13 protein-coding genes are annotated in these 16,125 nt (G+C 44.2%); 7 read left to right on the top strand and 6 right to left on the bottom strand.

Annotation, left to right across the window (positions count from 1 at the left end):
* The first annotated feature begins 36 nt into the window (after window positions 1-36).
* From fabV to J4N42_RS17610, 3 genes are all read left to right on the top strand, one after another.
* Complete coding sequence (gene fabV / locus J4N42_RS17620) at window positions 37-1,248, top strand: enoyl-ACP reductase FabV (protein WP_252033900.1); 1,212 nt, start codon at window positions 37-39, stop codon at window positions 1,246-1,248.
* Window positions 1,249-1,437: 189 nt separating this feature from the next.
* The gene (locus tag J4N42_RS17615; RefSeq protein ID WP_252033899.1) at window positions 1,438-3,354 is read left to right on the top strand and encodes a sensor domain-containing phosphodiesterase; all 1,917 of its coding nucleotides are present in this window, start codon (window positions 1,438-1,440) and stop codon (window positions 3,352-3,354) included.
* A gap of 95 nt (window positions 3,355-3,449) precedes the next feature.
* Entirely contained in the window at window positions 3,450-5,105 is a 1,656-nt protein-coding gene (locus J4N42_RS17610; RefSeq protein ID WP_252033898.1) for an ABC-ATPase domain-containing protein, read from the top strand.
* Window positions 5,106-5,182: 77 nt separating this feature from the next.
* Here J4N42_RS17610 and J4N42_RS17605 read toward each other — a convergent pair whose 3' ends face one another.
* Window positions 5,183-5,800, bottom strand: a complete 618-nt coding sequence (locus tag J4N42_RS17605; RefSeq protein WP_252033897.1) for a DNA-J related domain-containing protein — start codon at window positions 5,798-5,800, stop codon at window positions 5,183-5,185.
* A gap of 148 nt (window positions 5,801-5,948) precedes the next feature.
* Window positions 5,949-6,788, bottom strand: coding sequence for an isopenicillin N synthase family dioxygenase (locus J4N42_RS17600; protein WP_252033896.1), 840 nt, complete (start codon window positions 6,786-6,788; stop codon window positions 5,949-5,951).
* A 528-nt stretch (window positions 6,789-7,316) separates the two neighbouring features.
* On the opposite strand from J4N42_RS17600, the gene J4N42_RS17595 reads away from it, so the two are divergent.
* The gene (locus J4N42_RS17595; RefSeq protein ID WP_252033895.1) at window positions 7,317-7,946 is read left to right on the top strand and encodes a DUF2238 domain-containing protein; all 630 of its coding nucleotides are present in this window, start codon (window positions 7,317-7,319) and stop codon (window positions 7,944-7,946) included.
* Here J4N42_RS17595 and cutA read toward each other — a convergent pair.
* From cutA to J4N42_RS17580, 3 genes are all read right to left on the bottom strand, one after another.
* Window positions 7,903-8,229 carry a divalent-cation tolerance protein CutA gene (gene cutA / locus J4N42_RS17590; RefSeq protein ID WP_252033894.1) on the bottom strand — a complete coding sequence of 109 codons (327 nt, stop codon included), beginning with the start codon at window positions 8,227-8,229 and terminating at the stop codon, window positions 7,903-7,905. The two genes, J4N42_RS17595 and cutA, sit on opposite strands and share 44 nt — an antisense overlap.
* Before the next feature lie 323 nt (window positions 8,230-8,552).
* On the bottom strand, window positions 8,553-9,233 hold the full coding sequence (locus tag J4N42_RS17585; protein WP_252033893.1) for an HAD-IA family hydrolase: 681 nt from the start codon (window positions 9,231-9,233) through the stop codon (window positions 8,553-8,555).
* A 144-nt stretch (window positions 9,234-9,377) separates the two neighbouring features.
* On the bottom strand, window positions 9,378-9,881 hold the full coding sequence (locus J4N42_RS17580) for a flavodoxin (protein ID WP_252033892.1): 504 nt from the start codon (window positions 9,879-9,881) through the stop codon (window positions 9,378-9,380).
* 155 nt (window positions 9,882-10,036) lie between these two features.
* Between J4N42_RS17580 and J4N42_RS17575 the strand changes: the two genes are divergently transcribed.
* Window positions 10,037-10,510 carry a CreA family protein gene (locus J4N42_RS17575; RefSeq protein ID WP_252033891.1) on the top strand — a complete coding sequence of 158 codons (474 nt, stop codon included), beginning with the start codon at window positions 10,037-10,039 and terminating at the stop codon, window positions 10,508-10,510.
* A 166-nt stretch (window positions 10,511-10,676) separates the two neighbouring features.
* On the top strand, window positions 10,677-11,981 hold the full coding sequence (locus J4N42_RS17570; RefSeq protein ID WP_252033890.1) for an inosine/guanosine kinase: 1,305 nt from the start codon (window positions 10,677-10,679) through the stop codon (window positions 11,979-11,981).
* 84 nt (window positions 11,982-12,065) lie between these two features.
* Here J4N42_RS17570 and torS read toward each other — a convergent pair whose 3' ends face one another.
* Window positions 12,066-14,999, bottom strand: a complete 2,934-nt coding sequence (gene torS, locus J4N42_RS17565) for a TMAO reductase system sensor histidine kinase/response regulator TorS (protein ID WP_252033888.1) — start codon at window positions 14,997-14,999, stop codon at window positions 12,066-12,068.
* A 79-nt stretch (window positions 15,000-15,078) separates the two neighbouring features.
* Between torS and torT the strand changes: the two genes are divergently transcribed.
* Entirely contained in the window at window positions 15,079-16,083 is a 1,005-nt protein-coding gene (gene torT / locus J4N42_RS17560) for a TMAO reductase system periplasmic protein TorT (RefSeq protein WP_252033887.1), read from the top strand.
* The last annotated feature ends 42 nt before the right edge of the window (window positions 16,084-16,125 follow it).

Raw genomic sequence — 16,125 nt, 5'->3', positions numbered from 1 at the left:
ACGTTATTTGAACGTTGCGTAAATCAGGATAGGACTATGATTATTGAACCCGTAATCAACGGCGTGGTTGCCCGCACTGCTCACCCATACGGTTGTGAACAAGCGGTCTTAGAACAAATTCGTTATATCCAACAAACGACTACCTCTGACAAGAACACCAATCATGGGCCAGCAAGAGTATTAATTCTTGGTGGCTCTTCCGGCTTTGGCCTTGCTGCCAGAATCGCTCTTGCATTCGGCGCTAGTGAATCTGATACCATCAGTGTCTCGTTCGAAAGAGGCCCTTCTGAAAAGGGTGTAGGCACCGCGGGTTGGTACAACAATTACTATTTTAAAAAGCATGCAGAACAAGAAGGTCGAATAGCCGTTAATATCGATGGTGACGCTTTCGGTCAAGAAACGCGCACCCAAGTGATTGAAGCGATCGAGACCTATTTCGAAGGGGAAGTTGATCTCGTTATTTACAGCCTAGCTACCGGTGCACGTCCAAATCCAGAAACAGGTGAGTTGTGGCGCTCGTCAATAAAGCCTATCGGGGAAGCCGTCACCGGCGCCAGTGTGATGTTAGAAACCGACACATGGCAAGATCTCACTTTACAACCTGCCAGCGAGCAGGAAATCGAATCGACAATGAAAGTGATGGGCGGCGAAGATTGGGAAAGCTGGATCGATGCACTGATTAACGCTGAATCAATTGCCGATGGTTGCCAAACCATCGCGTTTTCATACATCGGCCCTGAAGTTACCCACCCGATTTATCTAGACGGCACTCTCGGGCGAGCGAAAGTTGATTTACACCAGACCAGCCACGCGCTGAACTTAAAACTCGCAAACTTTGGTGGTGCTGCCTACGCGACAGTGTGTAAAGCGCTTGTCACTAAAGCCAGTGTATTCATCCCAGGTCTAACCCCTTACATGATGGCATTATATGAGGTGATGAAAGAACAAGGCACCCATGAAGGCTGCATAGAGCAAATGCACCGTTTGTTCACCCAAAAGCTCTACATCAATGAGCCAGTACATGTAGACGGTGAGCGGCTGATTCGCATAGACGACTTAGAACTCGACTCGGAAACCCAGCAAAAAGTACAACAGTTGCTCACTAAACTTAACCGCGATAACTTTAAAGAACTTGCTGATTACCGCGGATTCAAAACTGAGTTTATGAAACTAAATGGATTCGACTTTGATGGCATTGATTACAAAACACCCATTAATATTGATGAGTTTATAAATATAACTCCTTAATTATAAATGTCTTATTTTTAAGACTTATTACAAACGATAAAGTCCTATTGTCTAAATAGGACTTTTTTTTGTTACATTGCCAATGCGTTCTTATAATTAAGAATAAGTCTCGTCCACAGATAGAGTATTTGACGGGTAATAAGAGCAAAGGACGCTCACTCATTGCGAAGTTCCCAAGGATAATTACGTATGTCAAAAATCAACACACAAGAGTTGACTATTCCGGCTAGCACATTGTCGGGGTGGCAAAATATTGTGAACTTGCTTGCTGAAATAATCTCCGTACCTTCCGCACTTATCATGCGTGTACGCACAGACACCATTGAAGTCTGTAGCTCAAATAATAACGCCCCTACTCCCTATTCAATCGGCGACTCAGAATCATTAGGGCAAGGTTTATATTGTGAAACCGTCATCCAATCTCAGCAAGAATTACTCATCCCAAATGCGCTGTCCGATCCTGAGTGGGACAAGAACCCAGACATCAAGCTAGGCATGATCGCCTACTGTGGTCTTCCGATTAATTGGCCGTCAGGCGAACCTTTTGGCACCATCTGTATTCTGGATACCAAAGAAAACCCGTTTTGCGATACCTACCGTAACCTGCTCGACAGTTTCAAGGAGTCGATTGAATCTCAACTGAAGACCATTTACCAACACGAGCGTCTCAATCAACTTAACTTTGAACTACAAAATCGAGTCGAGACTCGTACAAAAGATCTTGCCACGTTAAATTTCTCGTTAAGCCAAGAAATAGATAAACGTCGCGCGGCAGAACAAAAGATTCAATATCAGCAAAGGCACGACATTGGCACAGGTTTTCTTAACCGTACTGCGATTGAAAGCGAACTCGACGGTTGGTATAGAAAGGCTATTGAACAAAACCAAAAGCTAGCCGTGATTCATATCGGATTCAGTAACGGTCGACGCTTGCAATCGAAATACGGCTACACCGAGTGGGATAATATCCTCACCCACTACCGAAACCGCTTGAGTGCACCTTTTCACAGCTTAGAGCTCATTACTGCAAGACCAACCTCCACTGATTTGGTGCTTATCGTAAAAGCCGATCAAATTCGCGGACAACTCGAAGCGCTATGCCACACTTTGGTGGAAATCGGCCATTCTGAATTCAAAGTCGAAGATGATATGGTACATTTGCATGCCTATATTGGTGTGTCTACTTCAGAGGATGCTAACAATGGTAGCGACCTTTTAAAATACGCCGCTGAAGCGATGATTTCTTGCAAAGATTCGGGTCATAAGTTTAGTTTTTATTCTCAAGCATTTTCAGATACTCAAAGTCACTTGAACCAACTTGAAAGCTACTTACTTCAAGCAGTTCGAAGCGATGATTTGTTACTCTACTTCCAGCCTAAGGTTTCTCCAACCACTCACCGTTGGACGGGTGCTGAAGCCTTACTCCGTTGGCGACACCCTGTGCTGGGTGATATGTCCAATGAAAGATTGATCCATATCGCCGAACAAAATGGATTGATTTTTGAGCTAGGTAATTTCGTATTGCGCTCTGCAATCGAAAAGGCTTCTCAGTGGGCTCGCTATGTAAACGACTTCAAGATTGCAATTAACGTCTCGGCGGTACAGCTAAAAAATGCTAACTTTGCTCAACAAGTGAAGGATTTATTGCAGACTTACAACCTACCCGCTCATTACTTAGAGCTAGAAGTGACAGAAAGCGGTTTAATCGGTGATGAAAAGGTAGCCAGCAACACATTAAAAGCACTGCACGATCTTGGCGTAACCCTTTCTCTGGATGACTTTGGTACAGGTTACGCGTCTTTCCAATACTTGAAGAAGTACCCGTTTGACAGCATAAAGATCGATAAAAGCTTCCTCCATCAGCTTGAGAACAGTGAGCAAGACAAAGCCATCATTCGCTCAATTATCAATGTTGCAAAAAAACTCGACCTCGAGGTGATAATGGAAGGTGTAGAAACTAAGAGGCAAGAAGATTTTATCATCAGTGAAGGCTGCGAGTATGGACAAGGTTATTTCTATGGTAAACCGATGCCTTGTGATGAGTTTGAGGTAAGCCTCATTGGCCAAAACAACGTCGAGCTACCTTGGCCTAGCTATCATCACTGATACGCCTCATACGCAGGCTCGGGAAAACCCTTTACTCAACGGGCGGTGATTTCTATAATCGCCGCCTTTATCATTATTTAAATGAGCGCTTGGATATGGATCGACTCATCGCAGTCCTTAAGAAACTAGAAAAACAAAACTACCGTGCGTATCAGCAAATCAAAGGCAACTACGATTTTACTGATTACACGCTTTATATTGATCACATCCAAGCCGACCCATACGCCTCTGCTTCTCGATTCCGTGCCACAAGAGCTTGGTCACTAACTGGATTAGAGTGGCTAAAAGACAAATCCGAGGCATATCAAATCGCGGCCAGAGATTACATCGCCCGTAAGTTCGCGGAATTTGCTAAGCAAGAAAATAGCATCAGCATTGCCTTAACTGGCCAAACTGTACTCGACAGCACAGCAGTTCTTTTCACTGAAGAAGGCATTGAACTACGCTTTCGCGTACACCTTCCTGCAGAAGGACGCCAGATCCTGGCTAAGAAAGCAACGAACACCCTTACCTTCCACCTACCTAAGTTCATTCGACGCGCTACACTTGAGCGTGAACTCGATAAAGATGCTCTCATTCACCATTGTGAGGTGATCGAAGATCAAGAAGCAATGCGTGCCCAACTAAGTGATAAAGGCTTAGTCGCATTTATCGCCGATGGTAGTGTGCTACCTAGGGTTGCAGGTAACTGCGATTTGCCAATGAAGGAAGCGGTTGCTTTTCAGGCTCCGGAATCTCTAAGGGTTGAGCTAGAAACACCTAACCAAGGCAAAGTTGTAGGTACCGGTATCGCAAACGGCATTACTTTGATCGTTGGTGGTGGCTTCCATGGTAAATCAACTCTGCTGACGGCAATTGAACGTTCTATTTACAACCATATTCCAGGCGATGGCCGAGAAGGTGTGGTCACTAGCCTAGATACCGTGAAGATTCGAGCGGAAGATGGCCGATGTGTTCATCATTTAAACTTATCTAACTACATCAATCATTTACCTATGGGTAAGGATACAGGTGACTTTTCTACTCAGGATGCGTCAGGCTCAACTTCTCAAGCCGCTTGGTTGCAAGAATCAATTGAAGCTGGTGCGACATCGATGCTCATTGATGAAGACACCTCCGCTACCAACTTCATGATTCGCGATGAGCGCATGCAGGCGCTGGTTAGTAAAGGCGCAGAACCAATTACCCCACTTGTAGACCGTATCGGTCAACTACGCGATGAGATGAATATCTCAACCATCATTGTTATGGGTGGCTCAGGCGATTATTTAGATGTCGCTGACACTGTTATTCAAATGCATGATTACCAGCCAATCGATGTGAGTGAAAAGGCGAAAGAAGTGATTGAGCAACACCCGACTCAGCGCTCAAATGAATGTGAGTCACCGCTGAATTCATTTAGGCCACGTGCGTTAAACCGAGCGTCGTTGCAAAGCATTTTGGTCGACGGAAAGTTCCGAGTCTCAGCTAAAGGCAAAGATTCACTAAGGTTTGGCAAGGAGTTCACTGATATCTCTGCGCTAGAACAACTTGAATCTGCATCTGAAGTGAATGCGATTGGTTGGGCATGGTTCCAATTTGCACAACTCCCAGGCTGGTCTGGCAACCCAGCAAAAGAGTTCAACGAGCTGCTTAACGAAAATTGGCATGTAAATATGCCCAACCATGGCGACTTAGCTAAGCCTAGAGTGGTCGATGTAATGGCAACCCTAAACCGAATGAGAAAGTCACATTTCAAACCGTCCAAGTAGCTATACTCCACGACATAAAAATAAAAAAGACGCTTTAATGCGTCTTTTTTATTCGAAAATGAAACATCATTTGCGAACTAGTGACGAAGTACGTGCCACGCTTCACACAACACTCTAAATTGGTCTGCGTCACCGTTGTCTCTATCAGGGTGCCACTTCAACGCGAGCTTACGCCATGTCTTGCGAATTTCAGAGTTACTTGCATCGTAAGGAAGCTTGAATAGGCTTAGGGCTTTAGCTCTGTCCATATCTTTGCCATTGGTGCTACCAACAAATTCACGATACCGTGTCCAGAATTCATTGAGCAATCGTTTCACCTCTCCCTCTTCAGCTTCATAGTTCACCCATTGAGTATAATACTCTCTCAGTGCATCCTGATGCCCCATTTCCGTCTCAGACACTCGATACGCGGGCATCAGCGCAATGTCCATCGCTTCCACCTGCAACCATTTTTCTGGGTACAAGGTTTCTTGCAATTGATACAACGCATTCATAATGAGGAAGTTGCGCTTGAATAAATCTTTTTCTGGAGAGCCATCCAAAACCGGCATCAAGCCAAGTTCAGTGATGTGAGAGGCTAAAGTGTGGACTTTCCAGCCACTTGGCTGTTTTTTTAGAACTTCTAGAATTGGCCAGAGCAACGGATTTTCCATATAGCTCTGAAAGGTGGCAGTAAGGTCGTGCTGTTCGGTCATAATTGTTCTAAACGTCGTAAGCCAATAACTTAATTCAAAGCTACTGTGCTCCGTTTGTCGAATTATTACTGCGCTGAGATGGCAACGACATGATCCCTGCTACAAAAAGAGCCAGCGATGCTGGCTCTGACTTTATTATCAATTAATCCTAGATCACACCGAGCTCTCTCAGGCGTTCCATTAGGTAGCTGTCCGCTGTGTAGCGCTCAGAAAGAACCACATCCGGCTTCGGATGTAAGAACAAAGGAAGTGAGATACGAGAGTGTTCCTGACGACCACCCGTTGGGTTAATAACTCGGTGAGTCGTGCTTGGGAAATATCCACCCGATGCTTCTTGCAGCATGTCACCAATATTGATGATCAAGTTACCAAAATCACACGGCACATCAATCCAACTTCCGTCTTGACCTTTTACTTGTAAGCCAGGCTCGTTAGCAGCTGGCAATACTGTTAATAGGTTGATGTCTTCATGCGCTGCTGCACGAATTGCTCCCGGTTCTTCTTCGCCCGTCATTGGTGGGTAATGAAGTACACGTAGCAATGTTTTTTCACTGCCGTTAATCATGTCAGAAAGTGCAATAGAGAAACGCTCTTGTACTTCTTTTGGTGCGTGAGCTTCTACCCAGCTTAAGAGTTCTTCAGCAAACGCATTTGCACGTTGATAGTAATCTAAGATCTGCTCTTTGAGCTCTTCAGGGATTTGTCCCCATGGGTACACATGGAAATACTCTTTAATGTCTTTAACGCTGTGCCCTTTTGCCACTTCAGACACCGACGGTGGGAAGTAACCGTCTTGGGTTTCTACATTGAAGTGAAATTCATTCTTACGCTCAGAAGAAAAAAACTTGTACCAATTCTCGTAAATTGATTCGACCAACTCTTTTGGAATTGGGTGATTTTTCAAGACACCGAACCCTGTTTCTCTCAGTGACTTTACAAATTCTTCCGCTGCGTTCTCAGCAAGATAATCGACGGTTTCCAGTTTCATGGCTTTACTTTTATAGTTATTTAATTGAACGCATAATTTTAAAAGTGAGTCATATGTAAATCAAACTTTAATGAAATGCTTACTCGCCGTTTGGACATTATTGTGCCAAATATTCATCTTTCAACATATTCGGTTACTTTAAGGCGAAACTGTCTAACCGCGACAAATAAAGTATTGAACAGTGTTCATTATCAAGTAACATGACTAGGATCTGTTGATCTTTCGAGATGGTTTTTGCAGCACTTTGTGGGAAATTTCTACAAGGCAGAGGGTTTGATGTGTAGCTAGCCTACATGAGAAGCCGATAACGCAGTAGAAATGGACCACAAAGGCTGCCCGAAGGGTTCGAGCTAGGCGCCCCCGTTAAAATCGTTTTATGCTTTGTTGAAGACTATTTGCTTAGAATAACTAGGCTACACAGTCTTCGCCTCGCCTAAAACGATTTTGACTAGGCGTCCCCATCCGAACAAAACTTAACCACGAAAGAACAACAGACCCTAAAGTAAACGCAAATTTAAGGTGAAGACCATGTCATCCAACTCAAATAGATTGACCTTCAATGTATTGCTACTTTTCTATACTGCTGTATTTCTATTCTCTGCAATCTCGCCTGCTTCTCGCGCAGTATGGATCGCGGAAATCATTCCTGCTGTAGCCATCCTAGGTGTCATTGCATGGGTATCCACTAAAGTCGAATTCAGTAAAACGGCTTTAGTGATGATGTTTATCTGGTTGTGCTTACACACCATCGGTGCAAAGTATACCTTTGCGGAAGTGCCATTCGATTGGTTCAATCATGTTATTGGTTCTGAGCGTAATAACTTTGATAGAGTCGCCCACTTCTCTATCGGGCTATATGCCTACCCAATCGCCGAAGTATTAATCAAGAAAAAAGTCGCAAAGCCAGTATTTGCAAGTTTATTCGGCCTGTTTGCCATAATGAGCGTTGCTGCAGCATACGAGATAATTGAGTGGTGGTATGCGGCCATTGCCGGTGGTGATGAAGGAATCGCTTTCCTTGGCTCCCAAGGCGATATTTGGGATGCGCAAAAAGACATGCTGTGCGACACAACAGGCGCATTGGTCGCGCTATTGATCATGCGGGTACAACGTTCTACTGACTGGTATTGCTCTGAATCCAGCTTAAGTAAGGGTTAAAACCATCGATAAATGGTACCTCGACGATTTGAGGTACCTCATAAGGGTGTCGGCTTAGCAACGCCGACTCTAACTGTTGATAAAGAAAGTGTTGCGTTTTTATCACCAATAAGAATTCAGCATCACAGCACACTTCACCGTTCCAAATGTAGCTACTTTTGATTTCCAACTGCTGAATGCAGGCTGCGAGTTTATTCTCTAGGACGTAAGCGGTAATGTCAGCCGCACTTTCGACAGAATTGGTTGTGGTTAATACCATGCTATACAAACAATCGCTGCTCATTGATTACCTTCTTTCCGTCAAAAACGTCAAAATACTATGAAATGCTTCTCAAAGTTAGCATGAAAACTGCGGTTATGATTCATCCATTTGCCCCTTAGGCTAAGATGAAAGAACGCACTACAACTGTAGTGCTTTTAGCTGCTGAGACAAAAATATGAAATATAATAATTCTGTAAAAGACATCCCATCGTGCTGTCCATTATGTACATCCGATGAGTTTTTAATCTCTGAAGATAACAACACGCTGCTGTGTGCCCACTGCGGTTCCTTTCTTGAACAAGTACCACACATCCAACAAGCCATTCACCCCTTACCTACTGTCACTACCCCAGCGATACATTCAATAAGTTGTGCTGTGCACTAAGCCAGTGTTGAAGTGAAGGTAAATCAGGAAGCGTTTCAACATCATCATAGATAGAGCTTGTACTAGAGTTGACCAGTTGAAACGTTTTCACTCCAGCACGAATGCCCGCTTCTACACCTTTTAACGTGTCATCAACGTAAACACATTCGGAAAGCGTATACCCCATATTCATTGCTGAATATCGGATGAGATCGGGCTCAGGTTTCCAGCTATTGGTATCAAATGCAGAAAAGATATTGCCGGTAAAATACTGTTCTAAATGGGTAAGCTTGAGTGAATGAATTATTTTGCTTCGCGGGCCATTCGATGCCACGCAAAAGTCTATTCGATTGGCCATCAAAAACTCAAGTAAATCACGCGCACCAAGCATGGGTTTCAAATCCAACTCAAATAGGCGAGTTACTTCCTCACGGTAAAGCGGTTCAAGAGTGTCAAGAGGAATACTCACCCCAGCATCTTGACTGGCAGAAGCAAGAATATCGGCCAGTTTTCCTCCCTCGAAACGGTTAGTCGCCTCTGACAAAGAGTAACGAACACCGAGTCGATTAAAAATATTCACCAGCGCCTGACAGCACAGTATTTCACTGTCGACAAGCGTTCCATCGCAATCAAAAATAACGCATTTAATCGGATTATTCATAGCTCGCCTCATCCATATGACTTACTTCATCATATTAAATAAGATCCGTTTGAATACGATCTGGTTAACAGTACTAAGAACTTACTCGAATAAATCGACGAAAATCGACGCTAAATCACTATTTGTTCAAATGATATAGAGAGATCACTCAACCACTTCTATCAATATTTCATCGTACTCGCTTGCGCTCACTTTTGCTTTCTCCAAAACAGCGCTAACAAAGTGCTTATCAGTGGCTTTTCCCACGCAGAAAACATCCGACACTAAAGCTGTTGAATGATGTTTGGTTACGATCGCAGTCGAGAAAGGTTGCCCATCTTTAAAACCAACAAATAAGTCGCAAGGAGGAGAGAAAATGATTTGAGTAAAAAACTCCAAAATTGCAGATTTTTCCTCTTCACTGCCCCATTGTTGCCCTTGCAGTAACGCAAACATTACTGTTAAACGATGAAAATCAACGAGGTATATATCGTCTAAAGAAAATCCATTTGGTTGTTCGCCTACTTCTAAGTAATGCTCATAGGTCGCGGTATCCATTCGCGCTTGATAGAGCGCCTTACCTTGTAAGCTTTCTTTAGTGGGGAATTTCACGTTGACGTGATCGAAGAGCCAGTTGTTCTTTAGTCGTGCAATCTCAGGAGTAGACATAAATACGTCCGTTGTAGAAGTTAGCACAAGCATAGCGATGCGCTGTCACCCCCACAAGCGCTATTTCAGATTTTGCAATTTGTTGTTATGAATCTGGTACATCAATAACAGATAGGTATACACTAGTCTGAACATTAAGGATTTAGGTTAATAATATGATGAAGAAAATCGCTGTACTATCTGCTTTAACACTCGCTTTGGTCGGTTGTGACAACAAAGAAGTAGGCGACGTAAGCCTTGGATTTTTTACGTTGAAAGACATAAAGATTTCCAACCTAGACGATGAGAAAATACCGGGGGTTACTTGTCATATTGCTTCTGTTGAAGCAAACCTGAGTCTCTCCGATCCAAGTGACAGCTCTATCTCTTGCCGACAAACTGGCGATATTACACCAGAGATGATTGCCTCAATTGACAAAAGCAAATCCGGTGAAGTGGTCTTCAAGCAATCTAAGAGTATTTTCTTTAAGACAATGAAAGTACGTCGTATCTACGATGCTGAGAACCAAGCCTTGCTGTACTTGTCTTACACAACAAAAGAAACTGAAGGTAGTTTTAAGCACAGTCTATCAACCGTCCCGCTGTGGGGCACTAAAGCCTACGTGGATCAACCTGAATCGGTAAAATAAATTAAAAGGTAGGAGCTGAGTTAGGCTCCTCTTTTGATTCTGCTTAAAACTCAAACAAGCGCACTGTCATCTCGCGTTATAAAACACGTTTTTATGTAATTTAAATGAAAGCTATATAACATTTATGTGATATTATGCAGGAAAATTCTCAACTACCCGTTTTCACATGAAGTTCCCTGGACAGCGTAAATCTAAGCACTACTTCCCTACTCATGCTCGTGACCCATTGGTCAATCAAATCCAGCAAACACCCAAGTTACATCGCCCTATTATTGTTGGCGTTGGGCAAACAATTGTTGATATTGAAGCTCGTGTAGACAATGAGTTCCTAGAAAAGTACGAACTCAGCAAAGGACATTCATTAGTCCTAGAAGAAAGTAAAGCGAACGCTCTTTACGAAGAACTCGTCGAGCGTGGACTGATTACTCACCAGCATCCAGGTGACACAATCGGTAACACACTGCACAACTATTCGGTGCTTGCAGACAGCAAATCAGTGCTACTTGGCGTAATGTCGAAGAATGTAGAAGTAGGCTCTTACGCTTATCGTTATCTATGTCGAACTTCTTCACGGATGAACCTAAACCACCTACAAATGGTGGATGGTCCTATCGGCCGTTGCTACACCCTGATTTCAGAAGATGGTGAACGTACATTTGCTATCAATGAAGGCCACATGAATAAACTTCGCCCAGACAGTGTGCCTGAAGAGGTGTTCGATAAAGCATCAGCGCTAGTGGTTTCATCTTACCTAATGCGTGGTAAGCCTGAAGACCCTATGCCTCAAGCCGTCGCTCGTGCGATTGAGATTGCCAAATCTAAAAATGTTCCTGTTGTACTGACTCTAGGGACCAAGTGGGTCATTGAGGGCAACGAAAAATGGTGGCAAGACTACATCAAAGAAAACATTACCGTTGTCGCAATGAACGAAGAAGAAGGTGAATCACTGACTGGTGAGAAAGATCCTCTATTAGCTGCAGACAAGGCACTTGAGTGGGTTGATCTGGTGTTGTGTACTGCCGGACCAATTGGCCTATACATGGCTGGTTACGTTGAGGACTCTGCAAAACGCGAAACTGAATTACCTCTGTTGCCAGGTAACATTCCTGAATTCAATAAATATGAATTTAGCCGAGCAATGCGTAAGTCTGAATGTAAGACCCCGACCAAGGTGTACTCACATATAGGCCCTTACCTAGGCGGTCCATTAGAAATCAAGAATACAAATGGTGCTGGTGATGGCGCGCTATCTGCATTACTGCATGATATGGCAGCAAATAGCTACCATGAAACGAACGTGCCGAACTCGTCTAAGCATGACCAACCATACTTGACGTATTCTTCACTTTCACAAGTGTGTAAGTACGCTAACCGCGTAAGCTATGAAGTGTTAACTCAGCACTCTCCTCGCCTTTCTCGCGCACTACCAGAACGAGAAGACAGCTTAGAAGAAGCATATTGGGATCGTTAAGCTATCTTGTTATTGAACTGAAAAGGCGGCCAATGGCAGCCTTTTCTATTTTGTAATCTAGCTATCCATTCGTTGTTGGTTTTATCAGGATTGATAACTCGATACCAACCTAATCAAAGCAACATGCGATGACGTGACTAGTTCTGTTAGGAGCGCTTGATTATTGATGTATTCAGTAACCGGGTTAGTACTGGCCTCGATGGATTTACATACCATATATAACTGAGTTAAACCCAGGCTGGATGCCGAACCTTTTAGTTTGTGGGCGTGTGCTTTAGCAGATTGATTATCTTGCTCTGCTGCAGCCTGCTCTAGCGCTGTCACACTCTCTTTAGCGCCAACCTCGAACAATTCTACGATTTGGCGTACTTTATCCACTCCAAGGACTTCAATATCCCTGTTCAGCACTTTTTCATCAAGTAGCTCGTTATCCTCTAGTGAACACACTTCATCTGACAACTCATTGCTCGGGTCGAGACTCAACAAGGTTTTGTCTTCACTCGCAAACGGCGCCATCTCAATTGGTGTTCCCCCAGTTAGCTCGCTTTGAATCGCTTTTGAAAGCGCTCGCTTATCTAACGGTTTTGGTAGAAAGCCATCAAAGCCAGACGCCAAGTAGCTTTCAACTTCCTCGTTAAAGACATGCGCAGATACCGCATACATAGGCAAAGATGGATGAAGTTCCCTCAACTGATTCAAAAGCTCAACGCCACTGCAGTCAGGTAGATTGATATCAAGAAGCGCAATATCAAAGACACCACTTTTCGCTACTTTTAAAGCAGATTCGCCACTCTCCGCTGTTGTCACACTATGGCCAAGGCTATGTAAAAAGCCCTCAGCGACCATACTATTGACCGGATTATCCTCCACCAGCAGTACGTTAGCGGTAAGTAAATCAGTCGCTAAAGCTTCAGTGGCCTCTTGTAACTCCTCACCTATAGTAAGTGGTACTGATACAATGAATTGGCTCCCCTCTCCTTCTACGGAGCGAAAACTTAGCTCACCTTCCATAGCTTCAACAAGTCGCTTGCTGATAGCCAAGCCCAGCCCAGTCCCACCTTTTGCTCCGACACCGCCCGATGCTTGTGTAAAGGCATCAAATAATGCCGCCTGCTCGGATTCTGCAATACCGATCCCCGAATCTGAAATTTCAAAAACCACAATGTCTTCATTATCTGGATCAAGGCTAATGTAGATATCGACATAGCCTTCGTCTGTAAACTTAATGGCATTTCCCACTAAGTTATTGAGCACTTGGCTTATTCGAGTCACATCGCCCAGCCAGAACTTGGACACATCACTTTCAATTTGCAGATTAAGGTCTATCCCTTTCTCGGTTGCTCTGCCTAGTAACAATTGGTAGGTATCATCGGCCATGGAATGGAGGTTAAAGTTAACCGGACGAATGGCTAAATGCCCTGCTTCAATCTTTGAGTAATCGAGTACATCGTTGAGGATAGCGAGCAAGGTATTTCCGCTTCTGTTGATCACGTTGACATAGTGACTTTGCAGATGGTTCAGGCCTGAGTCTTGTAACAAATGCGCGGTACCCAACACACCATTCATCGGTGTACGAATCTCGTGACTCATAGTGGCCAAGAAAGCCGATTTTGCGCGGTTAGCTTGCTCCGCTTGGCTTCTAGCTTTCGCGTGATTCAGCACTTCTTGGTTAAGCTTGGTATTACTCTGCTCAAGTTGTTGAGTGCGTTCCGCTACTAATTCTTCTAAGTGCTCCTTGTGCTCTTGAAGCTCTTTCTTTGCTTTTGCTTCACTTTCAGCAGTCACTTTCAACGCACTGGCTGTATCTCTAGCTGTTACTATCGCCTGCCCCATATGAGCAAGCTCATCGCTGCCTTTTACTGAGATATCCACATCTAGCTGACCACGAGCCACAGATAACAAAGCCGCTGAGTACTCAGCCAATCTGCTTACCACTTGCACGTAAACCACTCGCCACACGATCACAGCCACGATAATGAGACCAAACATACTCAGTACAACGAGTGTAACTTGAGCGTAATCGAGAGTCGTTTTCAGTTCTTCAACTGCGGCTGTCGTGGTCGAATTAGAGTCATCAACCAATTGATTTACGGTGTTGTTTAAGTCTGCAAATTGAACAAGCGTGTTTTGCATTAACGTTTGGGAGTTTTGTTCGTTGTTATACCGTTCTTCAAGAACATTAAACACGCTCGCCCGTTCAGCCAGCTCATTTAACAATACGGTCATTTGCTGAGATCGCGTTGGGTCTTCAACAGCGGTCACCCTACGCTGCATAATGCTCAAGTTGGATTTAAACTCTTTCCGAATTGCCTCAATACGATTCGCATCCGTCACCGTTTGAGTTTCTTCGATTTGGTTTAGCATAGTGAATGCGAGTAAGTGCAGCTCGTGTAGACGTTCAGAAAGGTCGAGATCGACCTCGACTAAAGTATCCAAAGCTTGATAAGCACTGTCTAGCTGCTTGTCTTCGAGTAAGTCATAAATATGGGTCACGTTAGCGACTGCAACAGTACTGGTATTGAGTACTTGGGTACGGGTAAGTTGTTCAAGCTCCGTTGCAAGGGCACGCATCTGCGCTACCCGAGTCGCGAGTTCATCGTCTAAGTTCAGCCTTTGCTCAACGGTCAAGCCAAGCTCAGCCAACGTATCGATAATGGTTTGAACGTCTCGCTCGAGTTTGGCCAGCAGGTCAGAGTCGAAAGAGTACGCTCCGAGTTGTTTGATATGGGTGAGTAGTGATTCAAGCTGGGCAAATAGCAACTTTCCCGACTCTTGCCTTTCATCTTCGGTTCGAGCATTAGACAGTACCTGAACAGAGGCAATAATTCGTGCACTGAGTTCAGATACTTGGCGCGCTTCAATCATTGAAGGGATGGCAAAGTTCACCACGTTGCGCTCCGTTTTTGCAACCGAAGAAAAACCAAATACACCGATCAATGCCGATGACAAGACAAGCAATGCCATCGCCAAAAAAGCGAACAGTAACTTTCGACCTATACTGGCCTTCGCCAACAACATATGAAAACTTCACTTCTTTACTGAAACAGAATCCGATATATTCTGCAGTGTTTACCGTCAATATGCCACTGAATTACCCATGGGCACATCTAATATGCTTTCTAAGTTCAAACGTATAACACTACTTGGCTTAATAACTGGGTTAACCGGCGTTGCACATGCAGCCGATAACAAGCTGTGTGCTATCTACCCTCATTTAAAAGACTCATATTGGTTGTCAGTGAACTACGGCATGGTCGATGAAGCTCGTAAGCTTGGTATGCAGCTCCAAGTATTCGAGTCCGGCGGCTACCCTAACCACGACAAGCAACGGGAACAGCTGAAGCGCTGCACTCAGTGGGGAGCAGATGCCATAGTATTGGGTACCGTCGCTCCGAATATCTATCAAAATGATCTTCCTGAACTGATTGGTAACACCCCGCTTTTTGCAAGTGTGAACCATCTAGAAGTGGGGAAAGCTAACCAGGCTTCACTCAAAGGTGAAGTGGGTGTTGATTGGTACTGGATGGGCTACCTAGTTGGCCAATACATGGCAGAAAAGCACCCTAAAGGCTCAGGGATAACCAACATTGCTTTGTTGCCTGGCCCCGTATCTCGGGGGGGGACCAAACCGGTTATTCAAGGTTTTCATCGAGCGATAAAAGGCAGTGACATTAATGTCGTTGAAACCTTTTGGGCGGACAACGATAAAGAATTGCAGCGTAACCTAGTTCAAAAGGTCATTGATGGTCACGAAGTGAAGTATATTGTTGGCAGTGCAGTTGCTATCGAAGCAGCGATTAGCGAACTTCGCACTGCTGGAAAATCTCAGCAAATCTCATTGATATCGACTTACCTCAGTCACGGTGTATACCGCGGCCTGCTGCGTAAACGAGTCGAGTTTGCTCCAACGGATAAAATGGTCAAACAAGGGCGCCTTTCAGTTCGTCAAGCATACCAATACTTGAACAACCAACCCTATGAGTTCGCACAAGCACCAATCATTGAACCCCTTACTTCGAATAAATTAAAACCGAGTGTCATTGCAGATTCCCTCTCTCCTTCCGAGTACAGGCCAACTTTTGAGGTTAACCTGATTGATTAGTGCCGCATTTTTCGTTATTGATAAACAAAGAATTAAAATTGA

This window comes from Vibrio sp. SCSIO 43135 (assembly GCF_023716665.1).
GTDB classification, from domain to species: domain Bacteria; phylum Pseudomonadota; class Gammaproteobacteria; order Enterobacterales; family Vibrionaceae; genus Vibrio; species Vibrio paucivorans.
Note: the sequence above shows the minus strand (reverse complement) of the source record. Positions and strands in the feature narration are given on the sequence as shown.

Bases quoted from the DNA above. Each gene is read 5' to 3' on its own strand.
- J4N42_RS17600 (WP_252033896.1), bottom strand. From the start codon at position 6,788: ATGAAACTGGAAACCGTCGATTATCTTGCTGAGAACGCAGCGGAAGAA.
- fabV (WP_252033900.1), top strand. From the start codon at position 37: ATGATTATTGAACCCGTAATCAACGGCGTGGTTGCCCGCACTGCTCAC.
- J4N42_RS17585 (WP_252033893.1), bottom strand. From the start codon at position 9,233: ATGAATAATCCGATTAAATGCGTTATTTTTGATTGCGATGGAACGCTT.
- J4N42_RS17570 (WP_252033890.1), top strand. From the start codon at position 10,677: ATGAAGTTCCCTGGACAGCGTAAATCTAAGCACTACTTCCCTACTCAT.
- J4N42_RS17595 (WP_252033895.1), top strand. From the start codon at position 7,317: ATGTCATCCAACTCAAATAGATTGACCTTCAATGTATTGCTACTTTTC.
- J4N42_RS17605 (WP_252033897.1), bottom strand. From the start codon at position 5,800: ATGACCGAACAGCACGACCTTACTGCCACCTTTCAGAGCTATATGGAA.
- J4N42_RS17580 (WP_252033892.1), bottom strand. From the start codon at position 9,881: ATGTCTACTCCTGAGATTGCACGACTAAAGAACAACTGGCTCTTCGAT.
- J4N42_RS17615 (WP_252033899.1), top strand. From the start codon at position 1,438: ATGTCAAAAATCAACACACAAGAGTTGACTATTCCGGCTAGCACATTG.
- cutA (WP_252033894.1), bottom strand. From the start codon at position 8,229: ATGAGCAGCGATTGTTTGTATAGCATGGTATTAACCACAACCAATTCT.
- J4N42_RS17575 (WP_252033891.1), top strand. From the start codon at position 10,037: ATGATGAAGAAAATCGCTGTACTATCTGCTTTAACACTCGCTTTGGTC.
- J4N42_RS17610 (WP_252033898.1), top strand. From the start codon at position 3,450: ATGGATCGACTCATCGCAGTCCTTAAGAAACTAGAAAAACAAAACTAC.
- torS (WP_252033888.1), bottom strand. From the start codon at position 14,999: ATGTTGTTGGCGAAGGCCAGTATAGGTCGAAAGTTACTGTTCGCTTTT.
- torT (WP_252033887.1), top strand. From the start codon at position 15,079: ATGGGCACATCTAATATGCTTTCTAAGTTCAAACGTATAACACTACTT.